17 protein-coding genes are annotated in these 20,067 nt (G+C 39.9%); 14 read left to right on the top strand and 3 right to left on the bottom strand.

The annotated features are described in order from the left end of the window. The first annotated feature begins 106 nt into the window (after positions 1 to 106). The 11 genes from N8M16_RS05445 (at position 107) to rpsD (ending at position 14,994) form a co-directional block, all read left to right on the top strand. A complete protein-coding gene (locus tag N8M16_RS05445; RefSeq protein ID WP_261069770.1) occupies positions 107 to 3,241 on the top strand; it encodes a YSIRK-type signal peptide-containing protein in 3,135 nt (1,044 codons plus the stop codon). Positions 3,242 to 3,505: 264 nt separating this feature from the next. After that, on the top strand, positions 3,506 to 4,360 hold the full coding sequence (locus N8M16_RS05440) for a VOC family protein (RefSeq protein WP_261069769.1): 855 nt from the start codon (positions 3,506 to 3,508) through the stop codon (positions 4,358 to 4,360). A gap of 208 nt (positions 4,361 to 4,568) precedes the next feature. After that, a complete protein-coding gene (locus tag N8M16_RS05435) occupies positions 4,569 to 5,126 on the top strand; it encodes a sugar O-acetyltransferase (RefSeq protein WP_237447464.1) in 558 nt (185 codons plus the stop codon). A gap of 219 nt (positions 5,127 to 5,345) precedes the next feature. Beyond that, the gene (locus tag N8M16_RS05430; RefSeq protein WP_261069768.1) at positions 5,346 to 6,110 is read left to right on the top strand and encodes a nucleoside phosphorylase; all 765 of its coding nucleotides are present in this window, start codon (positions 5,346 to 5,348) and stop codon (positions 6,108 to 6,110) included. Positions 6,111 to 6,143: 33 nt separating this feature from the next. Continuing rightward, entirely contained in the window at positions 6,144 to 7,523 is a 1,380-nt protein-coding gene (locus N8M16_RS05425; RefSeq protein WP_261069767.1) for a TrkH family potassium uptake protein, read from the top strand. 13 nt (positions 7,524 to 7,536) lie between these two features. After that, positions 7,537 to 8,202, top strand: coding sequence for a potassium channel family protein (locus N8M16_RS05420; RefSeq protein WP_001283909.1), 666 nt, complete (start codon positions 7,537 to 7,539; stop codon positions 8,200 to 8,202). A gap of 272 nt (positions 8,203 to 8,474) precedes the next feature. Continuing rightward, the gene (locus N8M16_RS05415; RefSeq protein WP_261069766.1) at positions 8,475 to 9,491 is read left to right on the top strand and encodes a glycosyltransferase family 2 protein; all 1,017 of its coding nucleotides are present in this window, start codon (positions 8,475 to 8,477) and stop codon (positions 9,489 to 9,491) included. Positions 9,492 to 9,606: 115 nt separating this feature from the next. Next, positions 9,607 to 12,318: an SSURE domain-containing protein gene (locus N8M16_RS05410; protein WP_261069765.1), complete on the top strand. Its 2,712-nt coding sequence runs from the start codon at positions 9,607 to 9,609 to the stop codon at positions 12,316 to 12,318. 122 nt (positions 12,319 to 12,440) lie between these two features. Then, entirely contained in the window at positions 12,441 to 13,136 is a 696-nt protein-coding gene (locus N8M16_RS05405) for a response regulator transcription factor (protein ID WP_000520651.1), read from the top strand. Further along, positions 13,136 to 14,188 (top strand): sensor histidine kinase, encoded by a 1,053-nt coding sequence (locus N8M16_RS05400; protein WP_033685332.1) that lies wholly within the window; start codon positions 13,136 to 13,138, stop codon positions 14,186 to 14,188. Before N8M16_RS05405 ends, N8M16_RS05400 begins: the two co-directional genes overlap by 1 nt. 194 nt (positions 14,189 to 14,382) lie before the next feature. Then, positions 14,383 to 14,994: a 30S ribosomal protein S4 gene (gene rpsD, locus N8M16_RS05395; protein WP_000092756.1), complete on the top strand. Its 612-nt coding sequence runs from the start codon at positions 14,383 to 14,385 to the stop codon at positions 14,992 to 14,994. Between the two features lie 132 nt (positions 14,995 to 15,126). On the opposite strand, the gene N8M16_RS05390 is transcribed toward rpsD, so the two are convergent. The 3 genes from N8M16_RS05390 to rpmF form a co-directional block, all read right to left on the bottom strand. Continuing rightward, on the bottom strand, positions 15,127 to 15,645 hold the full coding sequence (locus N8M16_RS05390; protein ID WP_261069764.1) for an HXXEE domain-containing protein: 519 nt from the start codon (positions 15,643 to 15,645) through the stop codon (positions 15,127 to 15,129). Between the two features lie 78 nt (positions 15,646 to 15,723). Beyond that, on the bottom strand, positions 15,724 to 15,873 hold the full coding sequence (gene rpmG / locus N8M16_RS05385; protein ID WP_001265622.1) for a 50S ribosomal protein L33: 150 nt from the start codon (positions 15,871 to 15,873) through the stop codon (positions 15,724 to 15,726). 15 nt (positions 15,874 to 15,888) lie between these two features. After that, positions 15,889 to 16,071, bottom strand: a complete 183-nt coding sequence (gene rpmF, locus N8M16_RS05380) for a 50S ribosomal protein L32 (RefSeq protein ID WP_000290417.1) — start codon at positions 16,069 to 16,071, stop codon at positions 15,889 to 15,891. A gap of 316 nt (positions 16,072 to 16,387) precedes the next feature. Between rpmF and N8M16_RS05375 the strand changes: the two genes are divergently transcribed. The 3 genes from N8M16_RS05375 to N8M16_RS05365 are packed head-to-tail and all read left to right on the top strand — an operon-like array spanning position 16,388 to position 20,065. Then, positions 16,388 to 18,418 carry a BglG family transcription antiterminator gene (locus N8M16_RS05375; RefSeq protein ID WP_261069763.1) on the top strand — a complete coding sequence of 677 codons (2,031 nt, stop codon included), beginning with the start codon at positions 16,388 to 16,390 and terminating at the stop codon, positions 18,416 to 18,418. Between the two features lie 3 nt (positions 18,419 to 18,421). After that, entirely contained in the window at positions 18,422 to 18,706 is a 285-nt protein-coding gene (locus N8M16_RS05370; protein WP_000912476.1) for a PTS sugar transporter subunit IIB, read from the top strand. 12 nt (positions 18,707 to 18,718) lie between these two features. After that, positions 18,719 to 20,065 (top strand): PTS ascorbate transporter subunit IIC, encoded by a 1,347-nt coding sequence (locus N8M16_RS05365; RefSeq protein ID WP_261069762.1) that lies wholly within the window; start codon positions 18,719 to 18,721, stop codon positions 20,063 to 20,065. The last annotated feature ends 2 nt before the right edge of the window (positions 20,066 to 20,067 follow it).

Genomic DNA, 20,067 nt, shown 5'->3' with positions numbered 1-20,067 from the left:
TTCCATTATGTATAATTGTTTGATAAAGGAAACTAAGAGTGATATACTAGTATAGTTAGTATAAATTTTTATAATGAGTAGAAAGAAATAAAAGAGAAAAGACCTTATGAAAAAAGATACAATTCAAAAATATTCATTACGTAAATACAAAGGAATAGGTGCAGCGTCTGTCTTATTAGGGATGATGGTTGTTGGAGCTAGTCCGGTATTGGCTGAAGAAACTACAAATACAGCTAATGAAACTACAGTAACACCTGCAAAAGATAATGTGAAAATGGAAACATTGAGTAATGGTGTGGGTAGTTATACAATGCCGAAAATGCATGTGTTTGAGAGGACGGATGGTGGTGGACGACTGCATGGGGATGAAAACTGGTATGAGAAAAAGCATAAACAATTCGAAGAAGACGTTAAGGAAGATTTGAAAAGGGTAGAGGATAGAAACGTAAAAAAACAAGGAACAGATACGTTCAAAGACACTAGAGTATCATTTGTAACAAAAGAAGGCGAAATTCTTAAAGAAGAAGTTGATTTGAATATTAATGAAAATAATAAGAGTATTTCTAGTTCAACTCTAAATTATAAAATTCGTGGACTTTTTGGAAAACGCTATGAAGGAAAAATTACTAGTTTAAATGAAGAAGTATTAAACAAGCTAAAAAAAGAAGATGAAATTATAGAAAAAGATGGAAATAAATATCATAAAATTGATACAAAATTAGAAAAACATGAAGGTACTTCAAATGAAACTACATTTAATGATATAACTGTTCATGCAAATCCTGGAAATTTGCATAATGAAGATGGAAGTATTCGCTATAATAATATTAAAGAAGGTAGTCGAGTTTGGCTTGTTTCAGAAACATCTGAAAATCAGTACGGAAAATATGTCTTAGCGACAAAAACGTCAACTTCAGATGACTCTTGGGTAGTAGAAACTTTTAAAAAAGGAGAAGAGAACGCCAAAGCTTTCACGAAAGAAAACATAAATTCTGAAGGTGGAATAAAAGAAGGGGATACAATCTTAGTTGTTGAGAAAAATGAAGTTGCGTTAAAACTAGGAGCAGCATCAACAGCAACAGAACAACCAGCATATACAGCAGGAGTATTTTTCAATGAAAAATCACTATATGAGGGACTGAATGGGTTATTAAATAATCAATTAAGAGATCTGAATGAAGAGAAAGAACGAGATATTGAAAACAAACGTCTTAATCAAAAAGAAAAAACTTGGGAAGAATTATACAAAAAACAATTAATAAATGAGCATCTAGTAGATAAACAAAATAGACCTATTTATACGGCGTATGAGACATTCCATGGTTATATCAGAACAAATGATGACTTTAAAGAGTACAGTGATATTGATAAATATATCTCAATCTTAAAAGAAAAATTTGGAGAAGGACCGATTAAAACTAACTGGGATAATGCTAGAGACAAAATAGAACCGAAATTTATTGGGAATATTGAAGAATTTAAAGATACTAGTAATTATGAAGAAGAAAAAGCAAATGTAGAAAAATTTAAAGAATCTCATAAAAATATTCAATATGTAAATGAAGTACCTAGTGATGCAAACTTTGTAAAAAATGTATTTGAAGTAAATGTTGATTATAAATTAGGAAATAAAGACAAGAATGAAAATTATCCAATTGATGAAAATGAGACAGAAGATTCAAATAAAAAATATCTTGCATATACAGCAGGTTTTGGAGAAGTTAGATATTCTGGTGGGCACAGTAATTATCAATATGGAATAGGGCAACTATATAAAGAATATACAAAAGATGGCGTTACATATAGAGTAGCCTCACCAACAAAATATGATCAATATGCTTATGTATCAGGACCATCAATTACAGAAATTCATTATTACAATTTGTATCAACCAACACGTGCTTATCACGTTAGTGAAGAGTTAACAAAGGTCAAAAACATCTATGCTAAAGAAGAGAAGTCTACTACAGAAATTAAAGGAAATGTAAAAGTACATTATCAATTAGCGGATGGAACTTCTATTAAAGAAAATTCAGCGGTCGTTAAAGATGCAGTGATATCTTCTACAGAAACTAAATATTACTTAAATAAGGATGATCAAAAAGTAGTAGTAGGAACACCAACGACAACAAACAAAGAGGTTTCATATGATGCTACAACGGTAAAACTACAAGAAATAACCAAAGATGGTAAAAAATATAAACTAGTAGGACTGAAAACAGGCTCTCCTACAGAAACAGGGAAAGTTGTTTCAGGAACTACTGAAATTACCTATGTCTATAAACTAGCAACTGGTGGAAATGTATTTGCAAAATACATGTTAGAAGGAACAACTACTGAACTAGCAGAAGGGAAAGTCTTAAAACAAGATGCTTCTATCGGGGATGAATATACGTCTGTTGCTCCTAAAGTAGGAACACTGCTTCAAAAAAATGGGAAAATTTATTTCTATAAAGGACATCGTGCTACTTCAGCGCCTGAAATAGGTACAGTTGATGAAAATGAAAAAACAGTTATTTATGACTTTTTAGAATACTTTAGTGAAAAAGGTGAACCAGAAGTACGACCAGAATTACCAGAAGGAGTTGTAAGTGAGAAGGGTGAACCAGAAGTACGACCAGAATTGCCAGAAGGAGTTGTAAGCGAGAAGGGTGAACCAGAAGTACAGCCAGAATTACCAGAAGGTATTGTGAGTGAGAAGGGTGAACCGGAAGTACGACCAGAATTACCAGAAGGAGTTGTAAGTGAGAAAGGTGAACCAACGATTCATACTGTAGATCCATTATTGATTACTCGTCATATTATTATTGAATCGAATGAAGAACTCGTTCCAATTCAAATTGGTAAATTGGCTCCTAAATCTGATATCATATCGAAAAATGGTAAAAAATATCGATATACAATGACCCATGAAAAAGATGGCATTGTTACCCATTTGTATACTGAGGTAATAGGTGATGATGTAACGAAACCACAGAATCAAGAATACCTTCAGTCAAATCCTGTTAAGATTGATGAACCTACAAAACAAGAAGGTTCTCATCAAGATGAAGCGGTTGCCCAAGAAGAGGACAAGTCATCTTATGGGAAATACTCAGAATCTGGGGAAGAGTTACCTCAAACAGGGCAAGCTGAACTTCCAAACACTGGTACAGAAGTCAACGCTAGCTTAGCAGCATTTGGACTTTTAGGTGTCTTGAGTGGATTTGGACTTGTTGCTCGCAAGAAAAAAGAAGACTAATTTGAATTAGATTTTCTGATAAGAATAAGGAGTAGGATATCATATCCGCTCCTTTTCTTTTTGGGATTGAGATGAGAGTCATCTTAGAGCTGGTTAAAAATTTTCAATGGTTTGATTATCAATTCTCTGTAGATTTTCTTGGTTTAGTGTCATATAGGTAAGATGACAGAATTATAATCTATAAGTTGTCTGACTTGACTTTCTTGATGGAAATTATATAATAGTTGTCACGGTAATAATTACATCTGGAAAAGAGGGCCATTTATGACCTATGAATACAAGAGCCACATTTATTTGGCAGAGGCAGTTTTAAATGTAAAGGATTTGGCAAGTCAAACAGCCTTTTATCAGCAAATTATTGGTTTAGAAATCTTATCTCAAACTGAGACAGAGGCCATTCTTGGACTTGGAGGAAAAGCCTTGGTACACTTGATTCAAGCACAAGAGAGCGGTGAAGTAAGGGAACATTATGGTATTTACCATCTGGCTATTCTTTTGCCGACACGCAAGGCTTTGGCGGATGTCTTGAAGCACCTGACAGATTTACAGATTTCTCTTGTCGGCGGTGCAGACCATGGTTACAGTGAGGCCCTTTACTTGGAGGATTTGGAGGGAAATGGCATTGAACTCTATCGAGATAAGCCGGTTTCCACATGGGATATTCGAGAAGATGGACGCATTATCGGAGTGACGGAGGTTCTTGTGGCGCAGGACATTTATGAGTTGGGAGAAAGAGTAGAGCCCTTTATCCTAGCAGAAGGTACGAGAATGGGGCATATCCATTTGTCCGTCAAGGATAGTCGAAAGTCCAGCCAGTTTTATCAAAAGGTGTTAGGGTTAGAGGATAAATTCAGTGTGCCTAGCGCTAGTTGGATTGCGGCTGGGGACTATCATCATCATTTGGCAGTCAACGAATGGGGAGGAAAAGGCCTAGCTCCGCGTAAGCAAGGCTTGCCAGGTTTGGCCTACTATGTCATTGAGGTCGCTAGTAAAGAAGAACTGTTAACGATTGCCCAGCGAGCACAAGAAGTTGATGCACCAATCAAATGGCTGACATCAAGCCAGTTGGAAATCACAGACCCAGACGGAATCGTGACCCGTATTCGCTTAGCTAGATAGGATGTGATAAAGACCAGCATCTAATACTCAATGAAAATCAAAGAGCAAACTAGGAAACTAGCCGCAGGCTGTACTTGAGTACGGCAAGGCGACGTTGACGCGGTTTGAATTTGATTTTCGAAGAGTATCAATTGTAGAAAGTGCTCCTTATTCTAGTCAGACACGTAGAAATTTTGATATGATAGTAGGGAACAAGGAGAAGAATACAATGATCAGCGAATACCAGAAAATGATAGCAGGAGAGGTTTACCGTCCATCGGACCCAGAATTGCGGGCCTTGGCTCAGACTTCTCGCCAAAAACAGTCTGCCTTTAACAAGGAAGAAGATCCCTTGAAGGGAGTCGAAATCATCAAGACTTGGTTTGGCTCGACTGGACAAAATATTTTTGTCAATCCACGCCTGGTGGTCGATTATGGGGTCAATATCCATCTAGGGGAAAATTTTTATTCTAATTGGAACTTGACCATGCTGGATGTTTGTCCGATTCGCATCGGTGACAATGCTATGATTGGTCCCAACTGTCAGTTCTTGACTCCCCTCCATCCATTGGACCCGGAGGAACGCAATTCAGGTGTGGAATACGGAAAGCCCATTACCATCGGTGACAATTTCTGGGCTGGAGGTGGTGTCATTGTCCTTCCTGGAGTGACATTGGGTAATAATGTTGTTGCTGGAGCAGGGGCTGTAATCACTAAGTCCTTTGGCGACAACGTTGTCCTAGCTGGTAATCCTGCGCGCGTGATGAAGGAGATACCTGTGAAATAGAAGTAAAAAGGAACAGCGGAGGTTGTTTCTTTTTTGTAGGTTTTCATCATTTTTTATCCAGCCCACATTTACCTACTCTATATTTTATAAAGTCTGCTTCATTGATCAATTTAAAAGCATCTCGTAAGTGGGATGCTTTTTTCTCCTCAGTTCCTCAGCTTCCTCCTTGACACTTTATCAGCTTTTGATACAATAGTACAAAATTAGAGGAGGTAGGTTATGGTTCAGAAACATGCGATTCCCATTTTAGAGTTTGATGATAATACTCAGGCGGTCATCATGCCCAATCACGAGGGGCTAGACTTGCACTTGCCCAAGAAGTGTGTCTATGCTTTTTTAGGTGAGGAGATTGACCGTTATGCGAGGGAAGTAGGGGCGGACTGTGTCGGCGAATTCGTTTCAGCCACCAAGATCTATCCAATCTATGTCGTGAACTACAAAGGCAAGGAGGTCTGTCTGGCTCAGGCTCCTGTCGGTTCAGCTCCAGCAGCTCAGTTTATGGATTGGTTGATTGGCTATGGTGTGGAGCAGATTATTTCCACTGGAACCTGTGGTGTGCTGGCTGATATAGAAGAAAATGCCTTTCTAGTCCCTGTTCGCGCTCTGCGAGATGAAGGAGCTAGTTATCACTATGTGGCACCTTCTCGTTATATGGAAATGCAGCCAGAGGCTATTGCTGCTATTAAGCGAGTGTTGGAAGCTAGAGGGATTCCCTATGAAGAAGTCATGACCTGGACGACAGACGGTTTTTACCGAGAAACGGCTGAAAAGGTGGCTTATCGCAAGGAAGAAGGCTGTGCTGTTGTGGAGATGGAGTGTTCTGCGCTTGCAGCAGTAGCCCAACTGCGTGGGGTTCTCTGGGGAGAGTTGTTGTTTACAGCTGATTCCTTAGCAGACTTGGACCAGTACGATAGTCGTGACTGGGGTTCAGAAGCTTTCGAGAAGGCCTTGGAACTCTGCCTTGAGATAGCCTTTCAGATATAGCTACTCTCCTACTTTTTATGGTACAATGGATGTATGTTATTCAAATTATTTGTGAAAAAAATTGAGAGAGCCTTGGGCGGACTTTCGCCAGCTCGTCGCATCTTTTTAAGTTTCGCTGGAGTTATTTTTATAGGCTCTCTCCTTTTGAGTTTGCCTTTTGTCCAAGCGAGTGGTTCTCAGGCCACTTATTTTGACCATCTTTTTACGACGGTGTCCATGGTCTGTGTGACTGGCCTTTTTACGCAACCAGTGGCTACTACCTATAATGTCTGGGGGCAGTTGATCTGTATGCTCTTGATACAGATCGGTGGTCTGGGACTCATGACTTTTATCGGGGTCTTTTATATTCAGGGGAAGCAAAAGCTCAGTCTTCGCAGTCGTGAAACCATTCAGGAGAGCTTCAGTTACGGGGAGGCTCGGTCGCTGAAGGCCTTTATGCGCTCCATCTTTTTGACGACTTTTCTAGTGGAGGGTTTGGGTGCCTTTCTACTAAGTTTCCGTTTTATTCCTGAGTTCGGCTGGGGACGAGGCATTTTCACCTCTATCTTTTTAGCCATTTCAGCCTTTTGTAATGCTGGTTTTGATAATTTCGGCAGTAGCAGTTTAGTGGCTTTTCAGACGGATCCCTTAATCAATCTGGTTATTGCTGGCTTGATTATCACAGGTGGTCTTGGCTTTATGGTCTGGTTTGACTTGGCAACCCAGTTTGACAAGAAGAAAAAACGCCGTCTGCGTTTCCACACCAAACTAGTCCTCTTCTTGACTGCAGGGATTTTGCTGTTTGGGACAGTATCCACACTCTTTACGGAGTGGCACAATCCAGGAACCATTGGCAATCTCAGTGTGCCAGAGAAAGTGCTGGTCAGCTTTTTCCAAACCGTCAGCATGAGAACAGCTGGCTTTGCCTCTATTGACTACACCCAAGCTCGGCCTGTGACCTTGTTTATCTATATCCTACAGATGTTTCTGGGTGGGGCGCCTGGAGGAACGGCTGGGGGGCTCAAGATTACGACTCTCTTTGTCTTATTGGTCTTTGCGCGTAGTGAATTGCTGGGCTTACCTCATGCCAATGTTGCGCAGAGAACTATTGAGGCTCGAACAGTCCAAAAATCCTTTAGTGTCTTCATTATCTTTTTGATGACCTTCTTGTTGGGCTTGATGTTGTTGGGAATTACGGCAGAAGGAACACCGCGATTTATTTACCTCATGTTTGAGACCATTTCAGCTCTTGCGACAGTTGGGGTAACGGCAAATCTGACACCAGAATTAGGCAAGTTAGCTCTTAGCATTATCATGGTGCTCATGTTTATTGGCCGTATCGGTCCCTTGACCTTGCTGGTTAGTCTAGCTGACTACCAGCCTGATAAGAAAGATTTGATTCAGTATATGAAAGCAGATATTAGTATTGGATAAGAAAGGAAGAATGATGTCAGATCGTACGATTGGAATTTTAGGTTTGGGGATTTTCGGGAGTAGTGTCCTGACGGCCCTCGCCAAGCAAGATATGAATATTATTGCCATTGACGACCACGCCGAGCGCATCAATCAATTTGAACCTGTTTTGGCGCGTGGAGTTGTGGGCGATATTACAGATGAGGAACTCCTCAGAACTGCAGGTATTGATACCTGTGATACGGTTGTGGTCGCAACAGGGGAAAATCTGGAGTCGAGTGTGCTTGCAGTAATGCACTGTAAGAGTTTGGGTGTGCCGAGGGTTATTGCCAAGGTCAAAAGTCAGACAGCCAAGAAGGTACTGGAAAAAATCGGTGCCGACTCGGTGATCTCGCCTGAGTATGAAATGGGGCAATCCCTAGCGCAGACCATTCTCTTTCATAACAATGTTGATGTCTTTCAGCTGGACAAAAATGTGTCTATCGTGGAGATGAAAATCCCTAGTGTTTGGGCAGGCCAAAGCCTGAGTCAGCTGGATCTACGTGGCAAATACAACCTCAATGTCCTAGGATTTCGTGAACAAGAAAATTCACCACTGGATGTCCAGTTTGGGCCTAATGACCTCTTGAAAGCAGATGCCTATATCTTGGCGGTCATCAATAACCAGTATCTAGACGACTTAGCAGAATTGAATTCGTAAGGAGGGGAATCCCCTCTTTTTTGATGTCCAAGATAGCAAATAGATACCAGAACACCTTGTATTTCAGTAAAAGTCATTCAAAATCTGGACTTTATGGTAGAATAGAAAGAAGTGATAAGAGAGAGTAATACTCAATGAAAATCAAAGAGCAAACTAGGAAACTAGCCGCAAGCTGCTCAAAACACTGTTTTGGGGTTGCAGATAGGGCTGACATGGTTTGAAGAGATTTTCGAAGAGTATAAGAAAAAATCAGTCCCCTAAAGGAGTAGATTATGAAGTTATTGTCTATCGCCATTCCTAGCTACAATGCCGCAGCCTATCTTCATTACTGCGTGGAGTCGCTAGTGATTGGTGGTGAGCAAGTTGAGATTTTGATTATCAATGATGGGTCTCAGGACCAGACTCAGGAAATAGCTGAGCGTTTAGCTAGCAAGTATCCTAACATTGTTAGAGCTATTTATCAGGAAAATAAGGGCCATGGTGGTGCTGTCAATCGTGGTTTGGCTGAGTCTTCTGGGCGCTATTTTAAAGTAGTTGATAGTGATGACTGGGTGGATCCTCGCGCTTACCTGAAAATTTTGGAAACCTTGCAAGAACTAGAGAGTGAGGGTCAAGAGGTAGATGCCTTTGTGACCAATTTTGTCTATGAAAAGGAAGGTCAGTCTCGTAAGAAGAGTATGAGTTACGAGTCAGTTTTGCCTGTCCAGCAGATTTTTGGCTGGGACCAGGTCGGAAATTTCTCAAAAGGCCAGTATATCATGATGCACTCGCTGATTTACCGGACAGATTTGTTGCGAGCGAGCCAGTTCCAACTGCCTGAGCATACTTTTTATGTCGATAATCTCTTTGTCTTTACCCCCCTTCAGCAGGTTAAGACCATGTACTATTTGCCTGTCGATTTCTATCGTTATTTGATTGGGCGTGAGGACCAGTCTGTCAATGAGCAAGTGATGATTAAGCGAATTGACCAGCAGCTCAAGGTCAATAGACTCTTGGTAGACCAGCTTGATTTGTCCAAAGTAAGCCACCCAAAAATGCGAGAATACCTGCTGAATCATATTGAGATTACGACGGTGATTTCCAGTGCCTTGCTCAACCGAGCTGGAACAGCGGAGCATCTGGCAAAAAAACGGGAGCTGTGGACCTATATTCAGCAGGAAAATCCAGAGGTCTTTCAGGCCATTCGCAAGACCATGTTGAGTCGTTTGACCAAACACTCCGTCTTGCCAGCTCGCAAACTTTCCAATGTCGTCTATCAAATCACCAAATCTGTTTATGGATTTAATTAATATAAGTATTTTATAAGAGGGATTTAAGAAAAATTTTAACTTTTTCTTAATCCTTTTTAATTTTAGGAGATTATACTAGAGTCATCAAATAAAGAAAAACTCTAAGGAGAATCCTATGAAATTCAATCCAAATCAAAGATATACTCGTTGGTCTATCCGCCGTCTTAGTGTCGGTGTTGCCTCAGTTGTTGTGGCCAGTGGCTTCTTTGTCCTAGTTGGGCAACCAAGTTCGGTGCGTGCCGATGGGGTCAATCCGACTCCTGCTCAAGTCGTACCAGACGCTGCTTCGGTAAGTGAAAAGAGCGACTTGCCAGCAGAACTTCTCAAAGAAGCAGTCGATACAGCTCTTCCTTCAGAACAGGCAGACTCAGCACCTAAAGCAAGCTTGAATACTACAAGCTCTCCAGAAAAAACGGATGTAGCCGCTAAAGACCAAGTAGTAGCACCAAAAGAAGAAGTGCAAGCAAAACCAGAGTCTAAGAAAGAAACAGAAGATGCGGTTAAACCTGCGACAAATCCTGCTCCTGCAGTTACTGGACAAGACCGTGAAGCAAATGAAGCTCAACCAGCAACCACTCCAGCCGAAGTTCAAAAAGGTGTGGCTGACAATACCAAAGACACAGTAGACGTTCCAGCTGCATATTTGGACAAAGCCAACTTCCCTGGTCCATTTACAGCCGGTGTCAACCAAGTCATTCCATACGAACTCTTCGCTGGTGACGGTATGTTGACTCGCCTTATCTTGAAAGCTTCTGACAAGGCTCCATGGTCAGATAACGGTTCAGCTAAAAACCCAGCTCTCCCACCAGTAGAAAACTTGGGCAAAGGCCTCTACTTCTACGAAGTGGACTTGGCAGGCACTCAAGGCAAATCAGATAAAGAGCTTCTTGACCTCTTGAAACAAAATGGCACTCAAAGTTACAAGGCAACTATCAAAGTGTACGGTGCTAAAGATGGCAAGGCCGATTTGACAAATCTCGTAGCGACTAAGAATTTAGATGTCAATTTGAATGGTTTAACTACCCCAGCTGAAGTTCAAAAAGGTGTAGCCGATAATACTAAAGACACAGTTGATGTTCCAGCAACTTACTTGGACAAGGCCGATTTCCCAGGTCCATTTACAGCTGGCGTCAACCAAGTCATTCCATATGAATTCTTCGCCGGTGACGGTATGTTGACTCGTCTGATCTTGAAAGCATCTGACAAGGCCCCATGGTCAGATAATGGTTCAGCTAAAAATCCTGCTCTCCCACCAGTAGAAAACTTGGGCAAAGGACTCTATTTCTATGAAGTAGATTTGGCCGGTACTCAAGGTAAATCTGACAAAGACCTTCTTGACCTCTTGAAACAAAACGGCACTCAAAGCTATAAAGCTACTATTAAAGTGTACGGTGCGAAAGATGGTAAGGCTGATTTGACAAATCTCGTAGCGACAAAAGATTTGGATGTCAACTTGAATGGCTTAACTACACCAGCTGAAGTACAAAAAGGCGTAGCCGACAATACCAAAGATACGGTAGACGTCCCAGCTGCATATTTGGACAAAGCTAACTTCCCTGGTCCATTTACAGCCGGTGTCAACCAAGTCATTCCATATGAATTCTTCGCTGGTGACGGTATGTTAACTCGCCTTATCTTGAAAGCTTCTGATAAAGCTCCATGGTCCGACAATGGTTCAGCCAAAAATCCTGCTCTTCCACCAGTAGAGAAATTGGGCAAAGGCCTCTACTTCTACGAAGTGGACTTGGCAGGAACTCAAGGTAAATCAGACAAAGAGCTTCTTGACCTCTTGAAACAAAATGGTACACAAAGTTATAAAGCCACTATCAAGGTATACGGTGCTAAAGATGGCAAGGCAGACTTGAGCAACCTCGTCGCGACTAAGGATTTGGATGTCAACTTGAACGGCTTAACTACTCCAGCTGAAGTGCAAAAAGGCGTAGCTGACCATACTAAAGATACAGTAGACGTCCCAGCTACTTACTTGGATAAAGCCAACTTCCCAGGCCCATTCACAGCCGGTGTCAATCAAGTCATCCCATACGAGTTCTTCGCTGGTGACGGTATGTTGACTCGTCTGATTTTGAAAGCATCCGACAAGGCTCCATGGTCAGACAATGGTTCAGCAAAAAATCCAGCCCTTCCGCCAGTAGAGAAATTGGGCAAAGGTCTCTACTTCTACGAAGTGGACTTGGCCGGCACCCAAGGTAAATCAGATAAAGAGCTTCTAGACCTCTTGAAACAAAACGGCACTCAAAGTTATAAAGCAACTATCAAAGTGTACGGTGCCAAAGACGGCAAGGCCGATTTGAGCAACCTCGTAGCGACTAAGGATTTGACAGTGAACTTGAATGGACATCAGTCTCTGATTCCGATGCAGTCAGGTTTCGTCCCATCTTCTAATGGTTCAGCTATGCCGGCTCCAATGATGAATAGTCATCAAGATGCGTCTAAGATGAACGCTCAAATGCCTAGTGCCAATCAAGATGATATGAAATCTAAAATGCCAGCTACTAGTCAGGATAAGATGATGCCTAACAAAGAGCAGGACAAAACCATGAATGCTAGCCAGCCTATGGCAACACCAAGCATGAAACAAGATCAAGCTCCAGCAGCCTCAAGCAAAATGTCTGATGAAGGCAAGATGGTATCTAATAACAAGGTATCAAGTCCGATGATGACTGATCAAATGAAAGACCAAAAAGACATGCTTCCATATACTGGTGAAGCCCAAACATCAATGGCTACTATTGGATTCTTTGGATTAGCTTTGGCCGGACTTCTAGGCGGCCTCGGTTTGAAAGCTAAAAAAGAGGAAAATGACTAGTCTAGTTACAGACTTTCTATCTAGGATTTGAAAAATCCATATATCGTTTAGAATGTTCGTAAAGCGATTAAAATAGTGTTATACTATTGTAGTATAGCACTGTTTTTTCAAAGGAGAGACAGATGGGAAAGACAATTTTACTCGTTGACGACGAGGTAGAAATCACAGATATTCATCAACGCTATCTGGTTCAGGCAGGGTATCAAGTTTTGGTGGCTCATGATGGAGTAGAGGCCTTAGAAATCTTCAAGCGAAAACCGATTGATTTGATTATTACAGATATCATGATGCCCCGTATGGATGGTTATGATTTGATTAGTGAGGTTCAGTATCAATCTCCAGATCAGCCTTTTCTCTTTATCACGGCTAAGACCAGTGAGCAGGACAAGATTTACGGCCTGAGCTTGGGGGCAGATGACTTTATTGCCAAGCCCTTTAGCCCTCGTGAACTGGTTTTGCGTGTCCACAATATCTTGCGTCGCCTTCATCGTGGAGGTGAGACAGAGGTCGTCAGTCTCGGGGATTTACGGATGAATCACGGTAGCCATGAGGTCCAAGTCGGAGATGTGGCGCTTGATTTGACCGTCAAATCCTTCGAACTTCTATGGCTTTTAGCCAGCAATCCAGAGCGGGTTTTCTCTAAGACAGACCTCTATGAAAAGGTCTGGCAAGAAGACTATGTGGATGACACCAATACCTTGAATGTTCATATTCATGCTCTTCGACAGGAGTTGGCTAAACATGCTAGTTCAGAAACACCCACCATCAAAACCGTCTGGGGCTTGGGCTACAAAATTGAGAAAGCACGAGGTAGTTAATGAAATTAAAAAGTTATATTTTAGTGGGGTATGTCATTTCAACACTCCTAACGATTATCGTGGTTTTTTGGGCTATCCAGCGAATGCTAATTGAAGAAAGAGAAATTTATTTCCTAGTGGGTATGACTCTAGTGGCTAGTTTTATCGGTGCTGGGATTAGTCTCTTTCTCCTATCGCCGGTCTTTACTTCATTGGGCAAACTCAAGGAACATGCCAAGCGGGTAGCGGATAAGGACTTTCCATCAAATCTGGAGGTTCAAGGCCCTGTAGAATTTCAACAATTAGGCCAAGCTTTCAATGAAATGTCCCATGATTTGCAGGCGACATTTGATTCCTTGGAAGAAAGCGAACGAGAAAAGGGCTTGATGATTGCTCAACTTTCGCATGATATCAAGACCCCCATCACTTCAATCCAAGCGACGGTAGAAGGAATTTTGGATGGGGTTATCAAGGAAGGAGAACAGGACCATTATCTAGCAACCATTGGGCGCCAGACTGAAAGACTCAATAAACTGGTTGAGGAATTAAATTTTTTGACCCTAAACACAGCTAGAAATCAGGTGGAAACGACCAGCAAGGACAGCATTTTTCTGGACCAGCTCTTGATTGAGTGCATGAGTGAATTTCAGTTCTTGATTGAGCAGGAGGAGCGAGATGTTCATTTGCAGGTAATTCCTGAGTCTGCCCGAATTGAGGGAGATTATGCCAAGCTTTCTCGTATCTTGGTGAATCTGGTCAATAACGCTTTTAAATACTCAGCCCCAGGAACCAAGCTGGAAGTGGTGGCTAAGCTGGAAAATAACCAGCTTTCAATCAGTGTGACCGATGAGGGGCAGGGCATTGCTCCAGAGGATTTGGAGAATATTTTCAAACGCCTTTATCGTGTAGAAACTTCGCGTAACATGAAAACAGGTGGTCATGGCTTAGGACTTGCGATTGCGCGTGAATTGGCCCATCAATTGGGTGGAGAAATTACAGTCAGCAGCCAGTACGGTCTAGGAAGCACCTTTACCCTTGTTCTCAATCTCTCTGGCAATGAAAATAAAGCTTAAAACCCCTTTACAAATCTAGCCATTCATGGTAGAATGGATTTTGTGTGAAATATCAGCAGGAAAGCATGAAGCTCGTCAACAGGTGTCTTATGATAAGTAACCTTGGCTGTTTAGGCGAAGGGCATCTGCACGAATCAGGGCTTTCTAAGTGACTATTTCCACCGAAATATTATTTATATCAGGAGGACATTCACATGTCACGTTATACAGGACCATCTTGGAAACAAGCTCGTCGCCTTGGCCTTTCACTTACAGGTACAGGTAAAGAATTGGCACGTCGTAACTACGTACCAGGACAACACGGACCAAACAACCGTTCTAAATTGTCAGAATACGGTTTGCAATTGGCTGAAAAACAAAAACTTCGTTTCACTTACGGTGTAGGTGAAAAACAATTCCGTAACTTGTTCGTACAAGCTACAAAAATCAAAGGCGGAATCCTAGGTTTCAACTTCATGCTTCTTTTGGAGCGTCGTTTGGATAACGTTGTTTACCGTCTTGGTCTTGCGACTACTCGTCGTCAAGCTCGTCAATTCGTAAACCACGGTCACATCCTTGTTGACGGAAAACGCGTTGATATCCCATCATACCGCGTAACTCCAGGTCAAGTGATCTCAGTTCGTGAGAAATCATTGAAAGTTCCAGCAATCCTTGAAGCAGTAGAAGCTACTCTTGGACGTCCAGCATTCGTATCATTTGACGCTGAAAAATTGGAAGGTTCATTGACTCGCTTGCCAGAACGCGACGAAATCAACCCAGAAATCAACGAAGCACTTGTCGTTGAATTCTACAACAAAATGCTTTAATTTTAAGATATATCTTACAGAAAGCCTACAACAGTGGGCTTTTTGCTTTGTCTTAAAAAACTATAGAACACTTCTTAACTGTGAAGGAGGATAAAAAATTTCCCTGCAAAATGAAATTGCAAGGAACTTTTGTTAATGGTAATGAACAAGCCAGACGGAATATTTTTTCCCAAGCCAGAGAGCAAAGAGGAGATTGATGACGACGATGCCTGAACCGACAAGTGAAAATAGGAAAAATTCGCTAGTCGAAACTTGCCACAAATGTACGATGTCTGTAATCAAATAAGCACTGACAGGAAAACAGAGGATAGAAGTAATCAGAGCAGGAATATACTTGCGAAGAAGGATTGATTGTCCGATATGGAGCAAGAGATGAAGCGCAAAGGCTACAAATCCCCCTAACCAAACCAATTCGAGCGCTCTAGATTGAGTAACATACGCTAATAAAGTGATGGATAAGACAAGAATAAATTCCTCAAAAACTGCAAGGGCAAATCCCTCTATTGTAATTCCTTTGTGAATCTTGAGAACAGCTGGAGCCTTTTGAGCCAGCAAGGTTTCGTTGAGGTGAATCCAAGGGACAAGACCGATAATTTCTTCCATATCGTGAAAGATAAAGAGTAGAGGGAACATCCAAAGATAAAACGCCATAAATCTCTCCTGAAAAGTTATAGATCGCTAACCAATAAAGCAAAAAACGCCCAGTAAGGCGTTTTGAGTTAGGTGTGCTTATTTAACCTCTGTAAACACAACGTGCTTGCGAAGTTTTGGTGAGTATTTCTTCAATTGAAGACGGTCTGGAGTGTTACGTTTGTTTTTAGAAGTAAGGTACAAGCGTTCACCAGATTCTTTGTGTTCAAGTGTAATATTTACGCGCATGGTATCTCCCTTCTATTATTCAGCTGATGCAGCTTTAGCGATTTTACGTCCTTTGTAGTATCCTTTAAGTGATACACGGTGAGAACGTGAGTAATCTCCAGTAGTTTCGTCAAAGTTTACAGATGGAGCTGTTACTTTGTAGTGGGTACGACGTTTGTTTTTCTTCGCTTTTGAAGTGCGACGTGCAGGTACTGCCATTTTGATTTCTCCTTTAGGTATTTATATTCGATTCAATCTACTGATTTTCATCAACCATACTAGGATAACACATTTTTTTTGTAAAGTAAAGTTACTTGACAAAAAAAGATGAAAAAATTAGAAGATATTACTCAGTTGATATTACTAAAACCTAAATGATATCATTTTGTTTTTAAAAATTAATAGAAAGTTGACAAATAATCACTAAAAAGTTTCAGCCCAATAATTACTTATAGGAAGTGAGATTATATTGTGCTGAAATACTCTTTTATTCTTATAACTTTTACACTATAATTGTAGTTAGAAAGGAAGAGAAATGTTTGATTATAGAGCACTAGTTATTTTGATGACTTTGATGGATCATTGTGAGCTATCATTATATGAATTATCTGTTAAGGTGAGCTTACCTATAAAGGAAGTCAAAGAAGGAATAGATTATTTAGTGCCTTATCTAGCTAATAAAGGGATAGTGCTGGATAAAAAACAAGGTCGCTATAGTTTATCAAATCGTACGAAGCAGTCTTTGACAGATATTATTAAGTCGGATGAATTGGTTTTACCAAAGTCGACTCGCTTAGCATTAATCTATCTTTACACCTTTTGCCGATTAGATTTTATATCGAATAATCATTACCAAGACTTTTTGAAAGTAAGTAAGAATACAACCTTATCTGATATTCAATCATTAAGAAAGATTATGTTAGATAATGATTTGGAGCTAGGGTACAGTAGAGCAAAAGGTTATACTTTACACGGTTCAGAGTGGAATAAGCACCGTTTAGCTTTTCAAATGGTTAGTGAGTTGCTGGAATCCTCCATAGGGATTTGGGGGTTGGATTATGTTTTATCCAGTTGGGGGTATTCATTAACTTATGATTTGATTGATCAGGTAGTTAAAGATTATTATGAAAAGCTACAGATAGTACCTATTGTTAATCAATTAAAAGTTTGCCTTTTCGGTTTAGTATTCATTATATGTAGGTATCAAAGGGATGTTGAAAGAGTATGTCTTTCAGAGACACTAGTATCTCCTATTATTCAAGATATAACGACTATTTTATTGGATACAGTAGTTGATTTGGGAATTATAGATACGGTATTTTCAGAGGATGATTATCGCTATATCACAGTTTTATTATCAAGTTGCTTTGAAGGTGAAGTAGATGTTGCTCCGGTTTACTTTAATCAATTAACAGAGGCTATTATAAGTAGAATGGAAGATATTTCTTTGTTACATTTTAAACAAAGAGAAGTATTGAGAGAAAATCTTCGCCGCCACCTTATACCGGCTTACTATAGATTAAAGTTCGGCTTACCTAGTTCAAATGAATATGTGTTGCATGTTAAAGAACATTATCCTGATTTATTTGAACTAGTAAAAGGTTCTTTGACTCCCTTGATGGACGCTATTGACAAGCCCATACCTGATAGTGAAACAGCATATTTTGTTATCCATTTTGGAGGATATTTAAAGAAAGCAGACAATTTGCCTCAAAAATGTTATAAAGCAGCAATTATCTGTCCTAATGGAATTAGTTCTTCATTGATGATAAAAGAGAATCTATTAGCATTATTCCCTCAAATTGAGTTTATAGGAACCTCAAAGATTGATGATTTATATGCGAAAACTAGTAGTGACTATGATATGGTTTTTTCTACTATAAAGGTGGATACAGAGAAGCCAAATTATCTAGTTTCCGTTATGATGACTGAAGAACAAACAACTCAATTAGTTGAATTGGTATCAAAAGATTTTCCGGATACAGGTTATCAAGATATTGAGCTGAATCAGATAATTAGTATAGTAAGACGATATAGTGTAATCACACAAGAATTAGAGTTGAAATTAGCATTAAAGCGATATCTCTATCAAGAAATGAATAGAAAGGAAATGTTACCATTGTTAGAAGAATTAATTACAAAAGAAACCTATCAGGTTAGTTCGAAAAAATTAGGATGGAAGGAGGCGATTCGTTTAGCAGCTAAACCACTTTTGGATCAAGATAAGATAACTGAGAACTACCCTGAGGCAATGATTCAAAAAGTAGAAGAGTTTGGGCCTTTTATTAATTTAGGGAAGGGAGTAGCAATTCCTCACGCTCGGCCAGATGAAGGTGTGAATGAAATAGGAATGTCAATGTTAGTTTTGGAAGAACCGATTTATTTATTGGATAATCCAGAACAAGAGGTAAGATTGTTGATTTGTATTGCAGCCATTGATAATGAAAGTCATTTAAAGGCTTTGTCACATTTAACAACAATTTTAAGAGATAAAAATCATGTTCAAACTTTAATATCATCAAAAAACTATGATGACATTGAAATGATAATTAAACAGGAGGATTAAATAATGTTAAAAATTGGTACAGCTTGTGGTTCAGGATTAGGTTCAAGTTTTATGGTACAGATGAATATTGAATCTGTATTGAGTGATTTGAATGTTTCAGATGTAGAAGTTGAACACTATGATTTAGGTGGAGCAGATCCAAATGCTGCTGATATTTGGATTGTTGGTCGTGATCTAGCTGATTCAGCTAGTCATCTTGGAGATGTTCGTATCTTAAATAGTATTATTGATATGGATGAACTACGAGAATTAATTACGAAACTTTGTGAAGAAAAAGGACTTATATAGGAGGCTAGCGTCATGATGAAGTTCATATTGGATATTGTTAGTACACCAGCTATTTTAGTAGCTTTAATTGCAATCTTAGGATTAGTTCTTCAGAAGAAGAAATTACCTGATATTATTAAAGGTGGAATTAAGACCTTTGTTGGTTTCTTAGTTGTATCTGGTGGTGCAGGAATTGTACAAAATTCTTTAAATCCATTTGGTACCATGTTTGAACATGCTTTTCATTTATCTGGAGTTGTTCCGAATAATGAAGCAATTGTAGCTGTAGCTTTAACAACATATGGCTCAGCTACTGCAATGATAATGTTTGCAGGTATGGTGTTCAATATCTTAATCGCTCGTTTTACTCGATTCAAATATATCTTTTTAACAGGGCATCACACTCTATATATGGCATGTATGATTGCGGTTATTTTATCAGTTGCTGGCTTTACAAGTTTGCCTCTTATCTTACTAGGAGGATTAGCGCTCGGTATTATTATGAGTATTTCCCCAGCATTTGTTCAAAAATATATGGTTCAATTAACTGGAAATGACAAGGTGGCTTTAGGTCATTTCAGTTCTTTGGGATATTGGTTGAGTGGTTTTACTGGTAGCCTTATCGGTGACAAATCAAAATCAACAGAGGACATTAAATTTCCAAAGAGTTTAGCTTTTTTACGTGATAGTACTGTTAGTATTACTTTATCTATGGCAGTTATTTACATTATTGTAGCTATCTTTGCAGGGTCAGAATATATAGAAAAAGAAATCAGTAATGGTACAAGTGGTCTAGTTTATGCTTTACAATTAGCAGGTCAATTTGCAGCAGGTGTATTTGTTATTTTAGCAGGTGTTCGCCTTATTTTGGGTGAAATTGTTCCAGCCTTTAAAGGTATCTCAGAGCGTCTCGTACCTAATTCAAAACCTGCTTTGGATTGTCCGATTGTTTATACTTATGCACCTAATGCAGTCCTAATTGGATTTATCTCTAGTTTTGTTGGTGGTTTAGTAAGTATGGCAATTATGATTGCTTCAGGAACGGTTGTCATCTTACCAGGCGTTGTGCCTCATTTCTTCTGTGGAGCGACTGCAGGTGTCATCGGGAATGCATCTGGGGGTGTTCGTGGAGCCACTATTGGAGCATTTTTACAAGGTATTTTAATTAGTTTTCTTCCAGTCTTTTTAATGCCAGTTTTGGGAGGACTTGGTTTCCAAGGGTCAACTTTCTCAGATGCAGATTTTGGTCTATCAGGAATTATTTTAGGAATGTTGAATCAATTTGGCTCACAAGCAGGCATTATTATTGGTCTTGTTCTTATTCTAGCAGTTATGTTTGGAGTATCCTTTATTAAAAAGCCATCTGCAAAGGAGGAATAAGG

This window comes from Streptococcus mitis (assembly GCF_946188375.1).
GTDB classification, from domain to species: domain Bacteria; phylum Bacillota; class Bacilli; order Lactobacillales; family Streptococcaceae; genus Streptococcus; species Streptococcus mitis_CX.
Note: the sequence above shows the minus strand (reverse complement) of the source record. Positions and strands in the feature narration are given on the sequence as shown.